Origin of the sequence: Streptantibioticus ferralitis (assembly GCF_029223525.1) — a bacterium.
Classification (GTDB): domain Bacteria; phylum Actinomycetota; class Actinomycetes; order Streptomycetales; family Streptomycetaceae; genus Streptantibioticus_A; species Streptantibioticus_A ferralitis.
Window position 1 is genome coordinate 89,537 of record NZ_JARHTQ010000008.1, and the last position, 16,069, is coordinate 105,605.

Below are 16,069 nucleotides of genomic sequence, written 5' to 3' on the forward strand. Positions count from 1 at the left end.
AGCGGCGGGAGCGCCTTCGCGCCGGAGCACCCCTGGTCACGGTGGTCGCGTGACCGCCGGTCTCCGCCGTGGTGGTTGCTCACGGTCGCGGCGGAAGGATTCTTCGCTCCCGTGATGGAGGCCACGATCGGGTGATCGTAGGAGAATCTCCGCCACTGCGGCGGAGCCCGGCGGTGACGAACCAGCCGTACCCGAATCGAATACAGACCCGCGCCGGAGAGGCCTCATCCACATCGATCCGGCATCGGCCCACCGGGTCGGCGCCGGATCGATGGGCGGGAGGCGTCAGTTGTGGCTGTGGAGTACCGCGTTGAGGCCGCCCCACGAGCCGGTGCGCTGCAGCGCCTCGACCGTGCCGGTCATGGAGTTGCGGCGGAAGAGCAGGTTGTCGGCGCCGGACAGCTCAAGTGCCTTGACCACCTGGCCGTCCGGCAGGGTGACCCGGGTGCCCGCGGTGACGTAGAGGCCCGCCTCGATGACGCAGTCGTCACCGAGCGAGATGCCGAGGCCCGCCTCGGCGCCGAGCAGGCAGCGCTCGCCGATCGAGACGATCTGCTTACCGCCCCCGGAGAGAGTGCCCATGATCGAGGCACCGCCGCCGATGTCGGAGCCGTCGCCGACCACGACGCCCTGGCTGATCCGGCCCTCGACCATGGAGGTGCCCAGCGTGCCCGCGTTGAAGTTGCAGAAGCCCTCGTGCATGACGGTGGTGCCCGCGGCCAGGTGGGCGCCGAGGCGCACCCGGTCCGCGTCGGCGATGCGCACGCCGGAGGGCACCACGTAGTCGGTCATCCGCGGGAACTTGTCGACGCCGTACACCGAGAGGTGCAGCCCCTCGGCGCGGGCGGCGAGCCGGGCGCGCTCCACGTTGTCCACCGGCACCGGGCCGATGGAGGTCCAGGCGACATTGGCCAGCAGGCCGAAGATCCCGTCCAGGCTCTGCCCGTTGGGGTGGACCAGCCGGTGGCTGAGCAGGTGCAGGCGCAGGTACGCGTCGTGCGTGTCCAGCGGCTTGTCGTCCAGCGACGCGATGACCGTACGGACCGCGACGACCTCGACCCCGCGCCGCGGGTCGGATCCGAGGGCGTTGGGCGCGGTCTCGCCCAGCAGCTCGGTGGCACGCTCGGCGGACAACCGCTCGGTCCCGGCCGGGCCGGGCTCCGCGACCAGTTCGGGGGCCGGGAACCAGGTGTCGAGGACGGTGCCGTCAGCGGCGATGGTGGCGAGTCCGGCCGCGACGGCGCCGGTTGCGCGGGAAGGGGCAGTCGTTTCAGTCATGCACCGAACGCTAGTCGCTGGCCGGGGGCGATGCCCAACCGGCCCGGATGCCGGAATATCGATTCCGTGCGGGCGCGGCAGCGGGTCAGTCGAGGAGTCTGGCGATCATCGCGCGGGCCTGTTCGCGGTCGTAGTCGCGTCCGGTGAGCAGCACCTGGAGCGAGATCCCGTCGATCAGCGCGACCAGCGCCTGCGCGGTGGCCCGGCCGGTGCGCGCCGAGAGGACGTCGACCATGCCGTCCACGCACTCCGCGGCGATCGGCCGCACCGGGCCGCGGCGCAGCGCGGTCAGATAGATCTCATACTCAAGGATGCTGCGGTCCCGTTTCTCGGTCAGCGACTCGCCCACCAGATCGGCGAGTTCACCGGCGAGATCGGCGTCGGGGGCGATCCGCTCCGCCCGCCGCCCGAGATCCTCGAACAGCACCGTGTTCACCTGTCGAAGCGCCGCGACCAGCAGGTCGTCCAGAGTCGCGAAGTGATACGTGGTCGACCCCAGCGGAACATCCGCCTCCGCGGCCACCGCGCGATGGCTCAGCCCCGCGATACCGCGTTCGCCCACCACCCGGATCGCCGCGTCGATGATCCGCTGCCGCCGCTCGGGGTCGTACCTCCGAGCCATCTCAGTGCGCCCCGCCGAGGTTGAGCACGACCACTCCGGCTATCACCAGGACGACTCCGATCAGCTTGGCGAGGTTCGCGGTCTCCCCCAGGAAGGCCATCCCGATGGCGGCCACCGCGGCTGTCCCTACCCCCGCCCAGATCGCATATGCCGTGCCGACCTGCATGGTCTTCAACGTCTGCGCGAGCAGCGCGAACGCGACCAGGTAGCCGACCAGCGTCCCCAGTGACGGCCACAGCCTGGTGAAGCCATGGCTGAACTTCATCGACGTGGTCCCCAGGACCTCGGCGCAGATGGCGCCGGTCAGCATCAGATATCCCATGTGTACGAGTGTACGCATCGTTGTGTACGGCCGTACATAAACGCGGGGTGAACGCATGAAAAACGGCCCCCACGCCAGTGGCATGGGGGCCGTCGAATGGCCTCAGACGTTGAAGCCGAGCGCCCGCAGCTGCTCGCGGCCCTCGTCGGTGATCTTGTCGGGGCCCCACGGCGGCATCCAGACCCAGTTGATCTTGAGGTCGTTGACGATGCCCTCGGTCGCGGACTTCGCCTGGTCCTCGATGACGTCGGTCAGCGGACAGGCCGCCGAGGTCAGGGTCATGTCCAGGGTCGCGACATTGGAGTCGTCGATGTGGATGCCGTAGATCAGGCCGAGGTTGACCACGTCGATGCCCAGCTCGGGGTCGACGACGTCGTAGAGCGCCTCGCGGATCTCTTCCTCGGTGGCGGGCTTCGTGGTGGTCTCGTTCTCGCTCATGCCGTCTCCTTCACGGACAGCGCCTGTGCGGTCGCGTCCTTCCACGCCATCCAACTCAGCAGGGCACACTTCACGCGTGCGGGGTACTTGGAGACACCGGCGAACGCCACGGCGTCCTCCAGCACCTCCTCCATCGCGTCATCCGGCGTGAGCTGCCCCTTGGACTGCATCAGCGCCAGGAACAGCTCCTGGACCTTGCTCGCCTCGGCCAGCTCCTTGCCGACCAGCAGCTCGTGCAGCACGGAGGCGCTGGCCTGGCTGATCGAACAGCCCTGGCCCTCGTACGACACGTCCTCGACCCGCCCGCCGTCGAGCTTCACGCGCAGCGTGATCTCGTCGCCGCACGTCGGATTGGTGTGGTGCACCTCCGCGTCGCCGTCCCGCAGACCCCGCCCCTGCGGGTGCTTGTAGTGGTCCAGGATCACTTCCTGGTACATCGAATCAAGCTTCACAGCGTCAGCACCCTCGTCAGCCGAAGAAGTTCCGAACGTGCTCCAGCCCGTCGACCAGGGCGTCAACCTCGGCCGGGGTGGAGTACAGATAGAACGACGCTCGCGTGGTCGCAGGAATTCCGTAGCGCAGGCAGACCGGCCGTGCGCAGTGGTGGCCGACGCGTACCGCGATGCCCTGCTCGTCGAGCACCTGGCCGACATCGTGCGGGTGGATGTCGCCGAGGGTGAACGAGATCGCCGCGCCGCGGTCCTCGGCCGTGGTCGGGCCGATGATGCGCAGGTCCGGGACCTCCAGCAGCCGCCGCACCGCGTACTCGGTGATGGCATGCTCATGGGCCTGGATGTTGTCCATGCCGATGCCGGTCAGGTAGTCCACCGCCGCACCGAGCCCGATCGCCTGGGCGATCGGCGGCGTACCGGCCTCGAACTTGTGCGGCGCGGGAGCGTACGTGGACGAGTGCATCGAGACGGTCTCGATCATCTCGCCGCCGCCCAGGAACGGCGGCAGGTCCTCCAGCAGCTCCTGGCGGCCCCACAGCACGCCGATGCCGGTCGGGGCGCACATCTTGTGGCCGGTGAAGGCCACGAAGTCGGCCTGCAGCGCCTGCACGTCCAGCGCCATGTGCGGCGCGGCCTGCGAGGCGTCGATGACGACCAGCGCGCCGACCTCCTGGGCCCGGCGGACGATCTCCTCCACCGGGTTGATGGTGCCCAGGATGTTGGAGACCAGCACGAACGAGACGACCTTGGTCTTCTCGGTGATGACCTGGTCGATGTTGGACAGGTCGAGACGGCCGTCGTCGGTGAGGCCGAACCACTTCAGCTTCGCGCCGGTGCGCTGCGAGAGCAGCTGCCACGGAACGATGTTGGAGTGGTGCTCCATCTCCGTGATGACGATCTCGGTGCCACGGTCCACCCGGTACGGCTCATCGGCCCAACCCAGCATGTTGGCAACGAGGTTGAGCGACTCGGAGGCGTTCTTGGTGAAGATCACCTCGTCGCGGCTCGGCGCGTTGATGAACGCGGCGACCTTGTCGCGGGCGCCCTCGTACCCGGCCGTGGCCTCCTCGGCGAGTACGTGCACGCCGCGGTGGACATTGGAGTTGTGGCGCTCGTAGTACTCGTTCAAGACGTCCAGCACCTGGCGCGGCTTCTGCGAGGTCGCCGCGTTGTCCAGGTACACGATCTTCTTACCGTCGTGGACCGTGCGGTCCAGGATGGGGAAGTCCTTGCGGATCGCCTCGGTGTCGAGGAGGCCCGGCAGTGAAATCACTCTGATGCGCCGCCCTTCACGTATGCCTCGTAGCCCTCGTTCTCCAGCTTGTCCGCCAGTTCGGCGCCGCCGGACTCGACGATCCTGCCCTTGGCGAAGACGTGGACATAGTCGGGCTTGATGTAGCGCAGAATGCGCGTGTAGTGGGTGATCAGCAGGGTGCCGACCTGGCCGGACTCACGGACCCGGTTGACGCCCTCGGAGACGACGCGCAGCGCGTCGACGTCGAGACCGGAGTCGGTCTCGTCCAGGATCGCGATCTTCGGCTTGAGCAGTTCGAGCTGGAGGATCTCGTGGCGCTTCTTCTCACCACCGGAGAAGCCCTCGTTGACGTTGCGCTCGGCGAAGGACGGGTCCATCTGGAGACCCTCCATGGCCTCCTTGACCTCCTTCACCCAGGTACGCAGCTTCGGGGCCTCACCGCGCACGGCGGTGGCCGAGGTGCGCAGGAAGTTGGAGACCGAGACACCGGGGACCTCGACCGGGTACTGCATGGCGAGGAAGACACCGGCCCGCGCCCGCTCGTCGACGGACATCGCGAGGACGTCCTCGCCGTCGAGGCTGACGGTGCCGCCGGTGACCGTGTACTTGGGGTGCCCGGCCAGCGAGTACGCCAGGGTGGACTTGCCGGAGCCGTTGGGGCCCATGATGGCGTGCGTCTCGCCCTGCTTCACGGTCAGGTCGACACCGCGCAGGATCTCGCGGGGGCCGTTCTCGGCCTCGACGGAGACGTGCAGGTCGTGGATCTCAAGCGTTGCCATGGGTGCCTCAGGACTCCTGGGTGACGGAGACGAGCACGTCGTCCCCTTCGATCTTGACGGGGTATACGGGGACGGGCCGGGTTGCGGGCAGCCCGGACGGCTTTCCGGTGCGCAGGTCGAAGCTGGAGCCGTGCAGCCAGCACTCGATCTGGCAGTCCTCCACCTCGCCCTCGGACAGCGAGACGTTCGCGTGCGAGCAGGTGTCGTTGATCGCGAACACCTCGCCCTCGGTGCGGACGATGGACACCGGCGTGTCACCGATCTCGACGCGCTTGGGCGTGTCCTCTTCGAGCTCGCTCAGCGCGCACACGCGGACGTAGCCATTGGCGGTCATGCGACGGACGCCTCCAGCTCCTGCTCGATCTTCGCCAGCAGCCGCTCCTCGATGTCCGGCAGGCCGATGTGCTGGAGCAGCTCGGCGAAGAAGCCGCGCACCACCAGGCGACGGGCCTCGTCGTGCGGGATGCCGCGGGCCATCAGGTAGAACAGCTGCTCGTCGTCGAAGCGGCCGGTCGCCGAGGCGTGGCCGGCGCCGACGATCTCGCCGGTCTCGATCTCCAGGTTGGGCACCGAGTCGACCCGGGCACCGTCGGTGAGGACGAGGTTCCGGTTGAGCTCGTAGGTGTCGGTGCCCACGGCGACGGCGCGGATGAGCACGTCGCCGATCCACACCGCGTGCGCGTCCTTGCCCTGCAGCGCGCCCTTGTAGGCGACGTTGGAGCGGCAGTGCGGGGTGTCGTGGTCGATGAAGAGCCGGTGCTCCTGGTGCTGGCCGTTGTCGGTGAAGTACAGGCCGTACAGCTCGGCCTCACCGCCGGGGCCGCCGTAGATGACCCGCGGGTGCAGCCGGACCAGGTCGCCGCCGAAGGTGACGATCACCGACTTGAAGCTGGCGTCCCGGCCGACCAGCGCGGTGTGCTGGGCGACGTGCACGGCCGGACGGTCCCAGTCCTGGACCGAGACGACGGTGAGCTTGGCGCCGTCCCCGATCACGTACTCGACGTTGGCGGCCAGCGTGGCGTCGCCGGTGTGGTCGATGACCACGACGGCCTCGGCGAACGCGCCGACCTCGACCACCTGGTGGCCGTAGGCGACGCCGCCCTCGCCGTGCACGGAGATGCGCACCGGCTCGGTCAGCACCGCGTCCTTGGCGATCGAGACGACCGAGGCCTTCTCGAAGGAGCTGTACGCCTGGGCCGCCACCCGGTCGACCGGCTTGCCCGCCTTGCCGAGGCGCGGGTCGGTGCGGTCCACGGTCTCGACGGTGACGCCCTCGGGGGCGGTCACCTCGACCCGCAGGCCGCCGGTCGCCTCCGCGGTGCCGTCGTGCAGACCGCGCAACCGCTCCAGCGGGGTGAAGCGCCACTCCTCCTCACGGCCGTGCGGCACGGGGAAGTCGGCCACGTCGTAGGACGGGGCGGCGCTGACCCGCGCATCGGCGGGCTGGCCTACCTGAATCGCACCGTCGGTGGTGCTGCCGGCCGGGATGGTTTCAGCCATGGCTGATTTGTGCTCTCTCTCGTAAGAACGTCGTCGCTGCAGTCGGTGGGGCGGGGTCAGCCGACCGCGCCCTCCATCTGCAGCTCGATCAGCCGGTTGAGCTCCAGCGCGTACTCCATCGGCAGCTCGCGCGCGATGGGCTCCACGAAGCCACGGACGATCATCGCCATCGCCTCGGTCTCGCTCAGGCCGCGGCTCATCAGGTAGAACAGCTGGTCCTCGCTGACCTTCGAGACGGTCGCCTCGTGACCCATCGAGACGTCGTCCTCGCGCACGTCCACGTACGGGTAGGTGTCGGACCGCGAGATGGTGTCGACCAGCAGCGCGTCGCACAGCACGTTGGACTTGGCGCCGCCGGCGCCCTCGCCGATCTCGATCAGGCCGCGGTACGAGGTACGGCCGCCGCCGCGCGCCACGGACTTCGAGACGATGTTGGACGAGGTGTTCGGCGCCATGTGGACCATCTTGGCGCCCGCGTCCTGGTGCTGGCCCTCACCCGCGAAGGCGATGGACAGCGTCTCGCCCTTGGCGTGCTCACCCATCAGGTAGACGGCCGGGTACTTCATCGTCACCTTGGAGCCGATGTTGCCGTCGACCCACTCCATGGTCGCGCCCTCGTAGGCGACGGCGCGCTTGGTGACCAGGTTGTAGACGTTGTTCGACCAGTTCTGGATGGTCGTGTAGCGGCAGCGGCCGCCCTTCTTGACGATGATCTCCACGACCGCGCTGTGCAGCGAGTCCGACTTGTAGATCGGCGCGGTGCAGCCCTCGACGTAGTGGACGTAGGCGTCCTCGTCGACGATGATCAGCGTCCGCTCGAACTGGCCCATGTTCTCGGTGTTGATCCGGAAGTAGGCCTGCAGCGGGATCTCCACGTGCACGCCCTTCGGCACGTAGATGAACGATCCACCGGACCACACCGCGGTGTTCAGCGAGGCGAACTTGTTGTCACCGGCGGGGATGACGGTGCCGAAGTACTCCTTGAACAGCTCCGGGTGCTCCTTGAGCGCGGTGTCGGTGTCCAGGAAGATGACGCCCTGCTCCTCCAGGTCCTCGCGGATCTGGTGGTAGACGACCTCCGACTCGTACTGGGCGGCGACACCCGCGACCAGGCGCTGCTTCTCCGCCTCGGGGATGCCCAGCTTGTCGTAGGTGTTCTTGATGTCCTCGGGCAGGTCCTCCCAGGACTCCGCCTGCTTCTCGGTGGAGCGCACGAAGTACTTGATGTTGTCGAAGTCGATGCCCGACAGGTCGGAGCCCCAGGTGGGCATGGGCTTCTTCTCGAACAGCTTCAGACCCTTGAGTCGCAGCTTCAGCATCCACTCCGGCTCGTTCTTCTTCGCCGAGATGTCGCGGACGACCTCGTCGGACAGACCGCGCCGGGCGGAGGCGCCCGCCACGTCGGAGTCGGCCCAGCCGTACTCGTAGGTGCCCAGGCCTTCGAGCTCCGGGTGAGTGGTCTCCGTGGGAGCAGTCATGCGGGGTTCCTCCCGGACTTGCTGACAGATGCGGGTGCGGACGCAGGTGCGCTGTCGGACTGGTGGGTTTGCGGTGCTTTCGGAATGAACGTCGTGCACACACCGTCGCCGTGGGCGATGGTGGCCAGACGCTGCACATGGGTTCCGAGCAGGCGGGAGAAGACCTCGGCCTCCGCCTCGCACAGCTGCGGGAACTGTTCGGCGGTGTGAGCCACCGGGCAGTGGTGCTGGCAGAGCTGCTCGCCCCCTACGCCTGGCGGCGTGGAGGTGCCCCCTGCGGAGGCGTGCGCACTGCGCGTGGTAGCAGCGTACCCGTCCTCGGTCAACGCCTTGGCGAGTGCCCTGGCGCGGTCCTCGGGCGCCGCCGACTCGACCTCGGCGCGGTACCGCTCCGCCTGGCCCGCGGCGCGGGCCCGGGCGAACGCGGCCACCGCCGCATTGCCGGCCGCCTCGTCGCCCGCGCTCTGCGCGATCCAGCGCATCGCGTCGGCGGCGAGCTGGTCGTACGCCTGGTAGAACGCGTCCCGGCCGCAGTCGGTGAGCGCGAAGACCTTCGCGGGGCGGCCGCGCGAGCGTGATCCGTAGACCCGCTGCTCACGGGGCTCGACGATGCCCTCGGCGACCAGGGCGTCGAGGTGACGGCGGACCGCCGCGGGGGTGAGCTCAAGCCGTTCGGCGAGGTCGGCCGCGGTGGACGGGCCGTGGTCGAGGATGGAGCGGGCGACCCGGTTACGGGTGCCGCGGTGTGACTCGGCCTCGCTGCCCTCGGTCACGGGCACAGCGGAGACGGCGGCCGCAGCGGCGGTCGCCTTCTTCTGCGCTACCTTGCCCGTGTATTTCACAACGCCATTGTTGCGTAATTCCCCTCACAACGACAAGCGCCGAATGGATCACGCCCCGGTTAGGTCCATCACGTAAGGCAAACCTCATTTTCCGTCCACGTAAGGCAGACTTTCCGAACCCCGTGCTGACGGCGCCCCGCGGCTCCCTACACTCGGGCTCATGCAGAGCACCCCCGCGGTCGAGGTCGTCGGCCTGGTGAAGCGGTACGGGGCCAAGGCCGCGGTGGACGGGCTCGAACTGTCCGTCGCGCGCGGCTCCCTCACCGCGGTCCTGGGACCGAACGGCGCAGGAAAGACCACCACGATCGAGACCTGCGAGGGATACCGCCGTCCCGACGCGGGAACGGTGCGGGTCCTCGGCCTCGACCCGGTCACCCAGTCGGCTCAGCTACGGCCCCGCATCGGCGTGATGCTCCAGTCCGGCGGCGTCTATCCGGGCGCCCGCGCCGAGGAGATGCTGCGGCACACCGCGAAGCTGCACGCCGACCCGATCTACCCGGCGCTCCTCATCGAGCGGCTGGGCCTCGGCTCGTGCGGCCGCACCCCCTACCGGCGACTGTCCGGCGGGCAGCAGCAGCGGCTCGCGCTCGCCATGGCCGTGGTCGGCCGCCCCGAACTGGTCTTCCTCGACGAACCGACCGCGGGCCTCGACCCGCAGGCCCGCCGAGCCACCTGGGACCTGGTGCGGGAGCTGCGCGCGGACGGGGTGACGACGGTACTGACCACGCACTTCATGGACGAGGCCGAACAGCTCGCCGACGATGTGGTGATCGTCGACGGCGGCAAGGTGATCGCCCAGGGCACCCCCGAGGAGCTGTGCCGAGGCGGCGCCGAGGACACCCTGCGCTTCTCCGGACGGCCGGGCCTCGACCTGCTGTCCCTGCTCAAGGCGCTGCCCTCGGACAGCGCGGCGGCCGAGCTGACCCCCGGCAACTACCGGGTGGCGGGCAAGGTCGACCCGCAGATGCTGGCCACCGTCACCTCCTGGTGCGCCCAGCACGGCGTGCTGCCGGACCGGATAGCGGTCGAGCGCCGCACGCTGGAGGACGTCTTCTTGGAGCTGACGGGAAAGGAACTGCGCTCGTGATGGGGTACGTACGACCCGGCCGGGGGTCCGGGGGTTGCCCCCGGGAAGAACGCAGCCTGGAGCTGACGGGAAAGGAACCGCGCTCGTGACCACCTTCACCCCGGCGCCGGGCGCGGCCCCGCTCCCCCGCATGATCGGCGCGCAGACCGCGCTGGAGACGCGGATGCTGCTGCGCAACGGTGAGCAGCTGCTGCTGACCATCGTGATCCCGACAGTGCTGCTGGTGCTGTTCAGCGCCGTGCCGATCATCGACACGGGCAGCGGCAAGCGCGTGGACTTCCTCGCTCCCGGTCTGCTGGCACTCGCGGTCATGTCCACGGCCTTCACCGGCCAGGCCATCGCGACCGGCTTCGAGCGGCGGTACGGGGTACTGAAGCGGCTCGGCGCGTCGCCGCTGCCGCGCTGGGCGCTGATGACCGCGAAGACCGGTTCCGTACTGGTCACCGAGATCCTGCAGATCGTGCTGCTGACGGTGATCGCGCTGGCGCTGGGCTGGTCGCCGCAGGGCAGTCCCGTGGCCGTGGTCCTGCTGCTGGTGCTCGGCACGGCGGCGTTCTCCGGGCTCGGGCTGCTGATGGCCGGAACGCTCAAGGCGGAGGCGACGCTGGCCGCCGCCAATCTGGTCTTCCTGCTGCTGCTGGTCGGCGGGGGTGTGATCGTCCCGCTCGACAAGTTCCCCGGCGTTGTGCGTTCCGCGCTGGACCTGCTGCCGATCTCCGCGCTGTCGGGCGGGCTGCGCGGCGTGCTGCAGCACGGGGCCGCGATGCCCTGGTCGGACCTGGGGATCCTCACGGTGTGGGCGGTGCTGGGACTGGGCGCGGCGGCGCGCTTCTTCCGCTGGGAGTGACCCTGCCGGGACCCTGCCCAAGGCATGCCGGGACCCTCGTGAAGGAATGCACAAGCGCCCGCCTACGATAGGCGGGTGCCGAAATCGCTCAATCCCTTCGCGCTCATCGCCGAGCGCTGGCAGCCCTCCGCCAAGTTCGTGGAGCGGGCCGCGCTGGCGACCGTGGTGATGGCCGTGATCATCGTGGTCACCGGCGGTGCGGTGCGGCTGACCGACTCCGGTCTCGGCTGCTCGACCTGGCCGACCTGCACCGCGCAGAGCCTGACGCCGACGAAGGCGATGGGCCTGCACGGAATCATCGAGTTCAGCAACCGCATGCTGACCGACGTGCTGTGCGTCTTCGTCGGCCTCGCGATCGTCGCCGCCCGGGCCCGCACCCCCTGGCGGCGCAGCCTGACCAGGCTCGGCTGGGCGCAGTTCTGGCTCGTCATGAGCAACGCGGTGCTCGGCGGCATCGTCGTACTGACCGGCCTGAACCCGTACACCGTCGGCGCCCACTTCCTGTCGGCGACCGCGCTGCTGACCGTCGCCGTGCTGATGTGGCAGCGGGCCCGCGAGGGCGACGGCCCGGCCCGCGATCTGGTGGCGCGCCCGGTACGGCAGTTGGCCTGGCTGCTGGTCAGCGCGGCGGGCTTGCTGATCGTGATCGGCACGGTGGTCACCGGCGCCGGTCCGCACGCGGGCGACGCGCACACGGTGCACCGCATCCCGGTCGACTGGCGGGAGATCACCCAGCTGCACGTCGACTTCGTCTACGTCGTCATCGGACTGACGGTCGCGATGTGGTTCGTACTGCGCGCGGTCGACGGCCCAACCACCGCCCGGCGGCGGGTGGTTGAGCTGTTCGCGGTGCTGATGTCGCAGGGTGTGGTGGGTTACGTCCAGTACGCGACGCATCTGCCGGAGATCGTGGTGGGCATCCACATGCTCGGTTCATGCCTGGTGTGGATCGCGGTGCTGCGGGTGGCGCTGGCGCTGCGCGAGCGGTCGTACGAGGTAGCGGGCACCGCCGCGGTCCCGGCGCAGGACTCTGCCGTTCCGGCCGCCGTCTGACCGATCTCACAACCGGTACACCCGCAGGGCGTTCCCCGCCGCGAGCATCGCGGCGACCCGTCCGGCGTCCTCGGCGGACCATGCGCCCTCCTCGACCCACCCGCCGAGCAGCCGTTCCAGCGCGTCGGTGAACAGCCGGGCGCCGACCACGTACAGCTCCGGCAACCCGTAGGCGTCCGTGGAGAACAGCAGCTTGCCGAAGGGCGCGAGTTCCAGCGTCTCCGCGAGCACCGCCGCCGCTCGTGCGCCGGTGTGCGTGAGGGCCAGCCCGACGTCCGCGTACACATGCGGGAAGACGTTCGCCAGATAGGCGGCCTGCCGGTGGTACGGATATCCGTGCAGCAGCACCAGATCCGTACCGAGGCCGTCCGTCGCCCGTACGAAGTCGGTGAGCAGCGCCGGATCGGCCTGGTCGAGTCGCAGGTCGGGATCGCCGAACCCGGTGTGCAGTTGCAGCGGCAGCCCGGTGGCGACCGCGGTCCACAGCAGGTGCCGCAGAAGTACCGGGTCGCTGACCCGGTCGCCGGTGCGCCGGGCGGCGAGCCACTCCTCGGCGGCCCGGCGCACCTCGGCGGGGCCCGGCGGATCGGGGGTCAGCGACAGGCCGTGCCGGTAGGCGGCGATTGACTTGAAACCGACGGCCGCCCGCGCCGCGGTGTGTACCGCCTCGGCGAGGTTGGCGACGAAGGCGGCGGCGGTGCCGGAGGTGTCGGCGACCTGCTCCGCCAGGGTTTCCAGTCGGACGATCTCCTGCCCCGATCCCCCTGCCGCCGCGGCGAGTTCGGCCGGTTCCGTCAGATCGCCGGGCAGCCCGGTGTCCACCAGGAACGTTCCGATACCGGTGCCGCGCAGCAGCAGCCGGGTCGCCTCGTACGCGCCCAGCTCACGGCGGCGGGCGAGGTAGTGCGCGGGCGGGCAGTGCGGTTCCAGGCCGAGCAGCGGCGGGCACCAGCGGCGTACGGCGAACCCGGTCTGGGTGTCGAAGTACGTGGTGCCGCGCGCGGCGGGCGCGTGCGCCTCGGTGAGGTACGGCTCGAACGAGCCCAGGCCGAGGTCGCGGCGGACCACCCCGTGGCAGTGCTGGTCGACCAGTGGTGGCAGTGGCGGCAGTTCGGGCATCAGTAGCGCCAGCGGATGGCCGAGGCGATCTCTTCCGGGCCGTGGCCGGCGAACTGCCGCGCCTCCGCCCTGCGTACGGCGAGCACCGCGCCGTGTGCCGGCGCGCCCAGCGCCGTACGCAACGGCTCGTACTCCGCGAAGCGGTCCGCCGCCTCGGTCAGCGTCTCCGGCAGCCTGGGCGTGTCGGGCGCGCTGACGGCGGGGTCGCCCTGCACCGGATCGGGCAGTGTCAGGCCCGCGTCGATGCCGTGCAGCCCGGCGGCGATCACCGCGCCCACCACCAGGTACGGATTGGCGGCCGCGTCAAAGCACTTGACCTCGGCGTTGGCGCTGCCGGACTCGTCCGGCGGGCCGGGGACCAGCCGGAGCGCGGCCTCCCGGTTCTCCAGCCCCCAGCACTGGAAGACGCCCGCCCAGTGCGAGGGGACCTGCCGCAGATAGCTGGCGGGCGATGGCGCGCCGATCGCCATCAGGGCCGGGAGCGCGTCCAGCACTCCGGCGAGGAAGGCCTCGGCGGTGCTGGTCAGCCCATATCGTCCCGGGCCGCCCCGGAAGAGGTCCTCGCCGCCCCGCTGCAGGCTCAGGTGCAGATGGCAGCCGTTGCCCACCTGGCCCGCCATGACGATGGGGGCGAAGGAGGCGCGCAGCCCGTGCCGCGCGGTGACCGCCCGTACCGTCTCGCGGGCCAGGATCAGCTCGTCGGCGGCGCGCAGCGGATCGGCGCTGGCGGTGGAGATCTCGAACTGGCCCGGGGTGTACTCGGGATGGATCTGCAGCAGGTCCAGGTTCTCGGCGGCGAGCGCCTCGACGATGTCGCGCACGTAGTCGGAGAGTTCGACGATCCGCGTCATCCCGTAGGCGGGCGCCGTGGTGACCGGTGTGGGCGGCTCACCCGGCCGCATGGCCACCCATTCCGTCTCGAACCCCATGCGCGCCCGCAGCCCGCGCGCCTCGGCCTGCGCCATCATCCGACGGGCGAACAGCCTCGCGCACACCGGGTGCGGGGCGCCCTCCTGGTCGTAGCGGTCGACCGGGGCCCAGGCCCAACCGGGTTGCGCGGCAAGGACGGTGAGACGGTCGAGGTCGGGGATGAGCCGTAGATCGCCGTCGGGGCTGCCCAGGCCGAGTTCGGGGACCGCGGCGATGGCGTCATCGGAGGTGTAGACGTCGAAGACCGGTGACATGCCGACGCCATGGCGTACGGCGTGCGCGAGGCGGTTGGTCGGTACGGCCTTCACCCGGGTCACTCCCGCGGTGTCCACCCAGCTGAGGGCGACCGCGTGAATGCCCTCGGCACCGAGCCGCGCCGCCTCCTGGCGCGCGAGCCGGTGCCGTTGTTCCCGTACTTCCCGCGCGCCCATGCAGCTCCCTCGTCCAGGCTCGGTTCGCGATCAATGCGTCGGACCGTGTCCATGGTGCTAACGGGACGGGTGGGTGTCAGGCTACTTTCGTCCCCCCACCTGAATTCCGGCCATTCGCGCCCACTCGTAAGGACCGGTACGGACCTTGGCCGCGAACTCGCCGTCGAAGTCCTCATGAACGGTGATATCGGACAGTTCGACCGCACGCTTGGCGATGTCGTACGAGGGGGCCACCAGGTCGCCCCACTCGCCGTCCTCGCCGACCAGGACGATGCGGGTGCCGATCTCGCCGATGTAGGCGATCTGGCCTTCGGCGCTGCCGCCGTGGGCGCGCGCGAAGGCGCCGATCTGCTGGGCGAGTTTGTGTGCGCGGCGCTCGGCGCGGGCGTCGGGCGTGCTGTGCGGGGCCTCGGTCTCTGCCATGAACACAATGCTACCCGCGAGTAATTAATGGCGGAAGAGCGACCGGAAAAGGGTGTCTCAGCGCACGAAGGGGTCCACGGCGACCACCACGAACAGCAGCGTCGCGTAGGTGATCGACCAGTGGAACAGCCGCATTTCCTTCAGCTTGGGGCCGGTCACGCCCTTCTTCGCCCGGGAGTACAGCGCGTGCGCCTCCTGCAGCCAGAAGCCGCCGAGCAGCGCCGCCGCCGCCGGGTACAGCCAGCCCGTGGCACCCAGCGGCCACCACAGGGTCAGCGAGACCAGCACCATCACCCAGCTGTAGATGACGATCTGCTTGGCGACGACGAGGTTGCCCGCGACCACCGGCAGCATGGGCACGCCCACCCGCGCGTAGTCGTCCTTGACCTTCATCGACAGCGGCCAGTAGTGCGGCGGCGTCCAGAAGAACAGGACCAGGAAGAGGACGAACGGCGGCCAGGCGAGCTCGTTACGGACCGCGGACCAGCCGATGAACACCTGCATACAGCCGGCGACGCCGCCCCACACGATGTTCTGCGTGGTGCGACGTTTCAGACCCAGCGTGTAGACGAAGACGTAGTAGAGGATGGCCGTGAGCGACAGTGCGGCGGAAAGCCAGTTGACAAGGAAGCCGAACCAGGCGGTCGAGATCACCGAGAGGGAGATGCCGAAGACCAGGCACTCGCGCGGCGAGACCATGCCGGTGACCAGCGGACGCTGCTCGGTGCGGTGCATCAGCGCGTCGATGTCGCGGTCGATGTACATGTTGAGGGCGTTCGCACCGCCCGCCGACATGTAGCCGCCGACCATCGTCGTCAGCACCAGCCACATGTCCGGGACGCCGTTCGCGGCCAGGAACATCACCGGCACCGTGGTGATCAGCAGCAGCTCGATGATGCGCGGCTTGGTCAGCTCCACGAACGCCTTGACCCGGGCCCCGAACGGCCGGTGCCCAGGGCTCGTCCCGACGACCCCTGGGGGTCGGGTTTCGACGGCCGTCACGAACACCTCTGAGAGGAAGAAAGACCAGCAAGGCCCTCCCAGTTGTGAAGACCGGGTAAGTCCCTGCGCGTACCACGCCACTCTAGACGTTGCTGTTACATGACCTGCCGCGGGGGGCACCCGTGTTGACGGGCGGGGGCCGGCGCGGCTTCGAAGGTGACATTCACAGCGCCGTTCTGCGCACTCCGCCGGGCGGAACGGCCCCCGATGA

The 16,069-nt window shown here is 69.6% G+C and carries 18 protein-coding genes; 3 read left to right on the top strand and 15 right to left on the bottom strand.

Annotated elements, in window-relative coordinates:
- Nucleotides 1–285: 285 nt before the first annotated feature.
- From dapD to P2L57_RS14790, 11 genes are all read right to left on the bottom strand, one after another.
- Complete coding sequence (gene dapD, locus P2L57_RS14740) at nt 286–1,278, bottom strand: 2,3,4,5-tetrahydropyridine-2,6-dicarboxylate N-succinyltransferase (protein WP_275814041.1); 993 nt, start codon at nt 1,276–1,278, stop codon at nt 286–288.
- A gap of 85 nt (nt 1,279–1,363) precedes the next feature.
- Nucleotides 1,364–1,900: a TetR/AcrR family transcriptional regulator gene (locus tag P2L57_RS14745; protein ID WP_275814044.1), complete on the bottom strand. Its 537-nt coding sequence runs from the start codon at nt 1,898–1,900 to the stop codon at nt 1,364–1,366.
- 1 nt (nt 1,901) lies between these two features.
- Nucleotides 1,902–2,222: a DMT family transporter gene (locus P2L57_RS14750; protein WP_275814048.1), complete on the bottom strand. Its 321-nt coding sequence runs from the start codon at nt 2,220–2,222 to the stop codon at nt 1,902–1,904.
- Between the two features lie 102 nt (nt 2,223–2,324).
- Nucleotides 2,325–2,660 carry a metal-sulfur cluster assembly factor gene (locus P2L57_RS14755; RefSeq protein WP_275814051.1) on the bottom strand — a complete coding sequence of 112 codons (336 nt, stop codon included), beginning with the start codon at nt 2,658–2,660 and terminating at the stop codon, nt 2,325–2,327.
- Complete coding sequence (gene sufU / locus P2L57_RS14760) at nt 2,657–3,112, bottom strand: Fe-S cluster assembly sulfur transfer protein SufU (protein WP_275814054.1); 456 nt, start codon at nt 3,110–3,112, stop codon at nt 2,657–2,659. The genes P2L57_RS14755 and sufU overlap by 4 nt, the downstream gene beginning before the upstream one ends.
- A gap of 16 nt (nt 3,113–3,128) precedes the next feature.
- Complete coding sequence (locus P2L57_RS14765; protein ID WP_275814057.1) at nt 3,129–4,385, bottom strand: cysteine desulfurase; 1,257 nt, start codon at nt 4,383–4,385, stop codon at nt 3,129–3,131.
- The gene (gene sufC, locus P2L57_RS14770; RefSeq protein WP_275814060.1) at nt 4,382–5,146 is read right to left on the bottom strand and encodes a Fe-S cluster assembly ATPase SufC; all 765 of its coding nucleotides are present in this window, start codon (nt 5,144–5,146) and stop codon (nt 4,382–4,384) included. Before sufC ends, P2L57_RS14765 begins: the two co-directional genes overlap by 4 nt.
- 7 nt (nt 5,147–5,153) lie before the next feature.
- On the bottom strand, nt 5,154–5,480 hold the full coding sequence (locus P2L57_RS14775; RefSeq protein ID WP_275814063.1) for a bifunctional 3-phenylpropionate/cinnamic acid dioxygenase ferredoxin subunit: 327 nt from the start codon (nt 5,478–5,480) through the stop codon (nt 5,154–5,156).
- The gene (sufD, locus tag P2L57_RS14780) at nt 5,477–6,646 is read right to left on the bottom strand and encodes a Fe-S cluster assembly protein SufD (RefSeq protein ID WP_275814066.1); all 1,170 of its coding nucleotides are present in this window, start codon (nt 6,644–6,646) and stop codon (nt 5,477–5,479) included. Before sufD ends, P2L57_RS14775 begins: the two co-directional genes overlap by 4 nt.
- A gap of 56 nt (nt 6,647–6,702) precedes the next feature.
- Nucleotides 6,703–8,124, bottom strand: a complete 1,422-nt coding sequence (gene sufB / locus P2L57_RS14785) for a Fe-S cluster assembly protein SufB (RefSeq protein ID WP_275814068.1) — start codon at nt 8,122–8,124, stop codon at nt 6,703–6,705.
- Nucleotides 8,121–8,966 carry a helix-turn-helix transcriptional regulator gene (locus P2L57_RS14790; protein WP_275814070.1) on the bottom strand — a complete coding sequence of 282 codons (846 nt, stop codon included), beginning with the start codon at nt 8,964–8,966 and terminating at the stop codon, nt 8,121–8,123. Before P2L57_RS14790 ends, sufB begins: the two co-directional genes overlap by 4 nt.
- Nucleotides 8,967–9,126: 160 nt before the next feature.
- On the opposite strand from P2L57_RS14790, the gene P2L57_RS14795 reads away from it, so the two are divergent.
- The 3 genes from P2L57_RS14795 to P2L57_RS14805 all read left to right on the top strand — a co-directional run bounded on the left by P2L57_RS14795 (nt 9,127) and on the right by P2L57_RS14805 (nt 11,953).
- Nucleotides 9,127–10,053, top strand: coding sequence for an ABC transporter ATP-binding protein (locus P2L57_RS14795; RefSeq protein ID WP_275814072.1), 927 nt, complete (start codon nt 9,127–9,129; stop codon nt 10,051–10,053).
- Nucleotides 10,054–10,183: 130 nt separating this feature from the next.
- Complete coding sequence (locus P2L57_RS14800) at nt 10,184–10,900, top strand: ABC transporter permease (protein ID WP_275814606.1); 717 nt, start codon at nt 10,184–10,186, stop codon at nt 10,898–10,900.
- A gap of 75 nt (nt 10,901–10,975) precedes the next feature.
- Nucleotides 10,976–11,953: a COX15/CtaA family protein gene (locus tag P2L57_RS14805; RefSeq protein WP_275814075.1), complete on the top strand. Its 978-nt coding sequence runs from the start codon at nt 10,976–10,978 to the stop codon at nt 11,951–11,953.
- 6 nt (nt 11,954–11,959) lie between these two features.
- Here the strand turns inward: P2L57_RS14805 and P2L57_RS14810 are convergent, their stop codons facing one another.
- From P2L57_RS14810 to P2L57_RS14825, 4 genes are all read right to left on the bottom strand, one after another.
- Nucleotides 11,960–13,072 carry an amidohydrolase family protein gene (locus P2L57_RS14810; RefSeq protein WP_372515710.1) on the bottom strand — a complete coding sequence of 371 codons (1,113 nt, stop codon included), beginning with the start codon at nt 13,070–13,072 and terminating at the stop codon, nt 11,960–11,962.
- Nucleotides 13,072–14,433 carry a glutamine synthetase family protein gene (locus P2L57_RS14815; protein ID WP_275814078.1) on the bottom strand — a complete coding sequence of 454 codons (1,362 nt, stop codon included), beginning with the start codon at nt 14,431–14,433 and terminating at the stop codon, nt 13,072–13,074. The genes P2L57_RS14810 and P2L57_RS14815 overlap by 1 nt, the downstream gene beginning before the upstream one ends.
- A gap of 81 nt (nt 14,434–14,514) precedes the next feature.
- Nucleotides 14,515–14,856, bottom strand: coding sequence for a hypothetical protein (locus P2L57_RS14820; protein ID WP_275814083.1), 342 nt, complete (start codon nt 14,854–14,856; stop codon nt 14,515–14,517).
- Nucleotides 14,857–14,913: 57 nt separating this feature from the next.
- Nucleotides 14,914–15,858 carry a heme o synthase gene (locus tag P2L57_RS14825; RefSeq protein WP_275814086.1) on the bottom strand — a complete coding sequence of 315 codons (945 nt, stop codon included), beginning with the start codon at nt 15,856–15,858 and terminating at the stop codon, nt 14,914–14,916.
- Nucleotides 15,859–16,069 lie beyond the last annotated feature (211 nt).